At 73.1% G+C, this 2,388-nt stretch carries 1 protein-coding gene; it reads right to left on the bottom strand.

Features of this window, described 5'->3' with window-relative positions; genetic code table 11:
• Positions 1-68: 68 nt before the first annotated feature.
• Positions 69-1,538 carry a hypothetical protein gene (locus ACIQOV_RS37675; RefSeq protein ID WP_401055288.1) on the bottom strand — a complete coding sequence of 490 codons (1,470 nt, stop codon included), beginning with the start codon at positions 1,536-1,538 and terminating at the stop codon, positions 69-71.
• Positions 1,539-2,388 lie beyond the last annotated feature (850 nt).

Raw genomic sequence — 2,388 nt, 5'->3', positions numbered from 1 at the left:
GGGTATGGCCGGGCGTGGCGGTGCCCGGCCACCTGTGGGGCGGTGGCCGGGCGGGAGAGGTGCGGGGGTCAGTGCGCGGTCGGGTCCTTGGTCCGGATACGAAAGTTCGGGTAGTCGCTCTGGGCGAACAAGCGCAGGATGTCGGCTTCGGGGACGGGCGGGGCGGGGCGGGCTCGGTGGGGGTGGAACAGGACGGTGGCCGGGTCGGTGCGGGCATGGACGGTCGGGTAGATCCGGGCGAGGTAGGTGCGGAGCATGTCGAGCCAGGGCAGGCCCAGAAGGGTGCCCCAGACGGCGGCGCAGACCAGGGGCGAGAAGATGTCGCCGAGTTGCTGGCACTGGCTGGTGCGGGAGCCGGTGACCGGGTGGTCGCCGGGCAGGCCGACCAGTGCGCAGACTTCGGGGATGGTGAAGCGGCGTCCGGTTTCCTGGCAGTACCAGCCGCGGATCTTGCCGGTGACGGCGGTGATGGTGCGGTTGAGGGCGAACACGTTGCCGCCGCTGGTCTTGCGTTCGCCGCGGGTGTTGATGCGGGTGTCCAGTGGCCAGCCGAGCGCGAGGGCGGCGTTGGTGCGGATGCCGGGGACGGTGACGGGGCCGGGGCTGCGGTACCAGTGAGCGGACATGATGGCGCGGTTGCGGTTGCTGGCGGAGCCGAAGTCGGCGGCGTCCAGGTCCTGCCACTGCACGGACTCGCATCCGGCGGTCCACAGTTCGGTCTGGATGTACTCCTGGACGGCTTCGGGCAGGGCCGAGCTCTGCTCGATGACGATGTGCTGGAGTGGTGCGCCGATGGAGCGCAGGCCCAGGATCCAGATGACCGGGGCGAGCATGAGTCCGGCCGTCTGGGCGGTCATGTCGTCGACCAGCGACCACAGTTCGGTGATGGGGGCGCCGGAGGGCTCGGCCATGTGGTCGTAGCAGTCCTCGTCGCAGTCGCCTGGGTCGTCATGGGTGCAGACGTGCGCCCCGTCCACCCACACGTTGCCCATGTGGGCGCCGACCTGGTCGATCGCGTCGAGGAGGATCTCCAGGTTCGTGGCGTCGCGGCCGGCTCCGAGACCGGCGCGGGTCCAGTCGGTGCACGGCATCGTGCACATGACGTGGCGGGTCCAGCGCAGTGCCGGGTGGCGGGGGTCGAGGGTCTTGATGTCCTGGCGGATGACGGTGCATCCGGCTGCTGTGCTGGTGGCGGTCGGGTCTTTCCTCAGCTCGATGCACACCATGTCGGCTTCGACGCCGAGGACCAGGCGCAGGCCCGCGCAGCCTCCGCCGCATCCGGCGCACACGTTCACCCCGCGAGGGGCGTCGCCGGGCTTCGGTGGGTAGAGCCAGCGGGTCGGGTAGGGGGCGGCGAGTTGGTCGCGCTGTGCTGTGGTGAGGGAGTCGAGGAGGGCGGTGAGTTCGGGGCCGTCGAGGGCGAACAGGTCCTCGTGTGCGGGGAGGGCTTCGGTTGTCGGCTGGGCTTGGCCGTCGGTGTCGAGGGCGAAGAGGGGGATGTCCTCGTGCGCGGTGGGGCGGGCGACGGGTATGGGCATGCGGCTCCCGGTCTGTGTGAATGGTCGGACCGGCGGCGGGGCGCCCGGCGGGTGAACACCGGCCGGGGCCGGGGCGGGTGGCGTGCTCGCCCGGCGGGGCGCCGTCCGGTCTCGGTGCGCTGAAAAGTAGGCGTGGGAGGGAGCCGGTCAACGGCGCACTGTGCTGGCGCCGAGGGGCCGCAGGCGCGCGCCGCGCGCCGCTTCTGATCGCTGCCGCTGGCGGGCAGCACACACCCGTTCCTGCCCTGCTGCCCCGTGGGTCACGGCCGGGTAGTCGTCGAGGACGGCGGGCCGCGTGGGACACGGACCGGAGCAGGGGCGCAGTGTGCGGGGGCCTGCAGCGGGCTGGCGGGTTCACGGGTGCGGAAACCCGGTCAGGGGCCGTCACCGGGCTGGTGACGGCCCGGTGACGGCCCCTGAGGGACGAGCGCTGGTGTGGGCTCGGCTGGTGGTCGTCCTCAGCCGAGGCGGATGTCCCGCCGCGTGCTGAGGATCTTGTTGATCAGGCGGTCGGCCTCCGGGCCGGGCCGGTCGATGTCGGCCTGGCCGTGGTCGGCTGGCGGACATGACGCGCAGCCAAACCGGGCGGTACTCCTGTGTGGTGGGGCCCAGTGGCCGAGCGGGCATCCCGGAGCGCCGGAGCACCGGCGGTACTCGACGGCGGCCGGGCACGAAGCACGACACACAGGCAGGGCCGCCCGGCCCCGGACCTGATTCGGTCCGGCGCAGGGAGCGGGTGGCGCCGGTACCGCGCCGGGAGCGCCCCGCGCGGTCCGTGCGCAGGGCGCGGTAGGAGCGGCAGAGTAACCGGACGGCGTGCCCCCCCGGGGGGGGGGGCGGGGGGGGGGCC

The organism is Kitasatospora sp. NPDC091257, from assembly GCF_044757675.1.
In the GTDB taxonomy this organism is placed as follows: Bacteria; Actinomycetota; Actinomycetes; order Streptomycetales; family Streptomycetaceae; genus Kitasatospora; species Kitasatospora lactacystinica.
The sequence above is the reverse complement of the archived record's forward strand: the minus strand, read 5'-3'. Positions and strand labels throughout refer to the sequence as shown.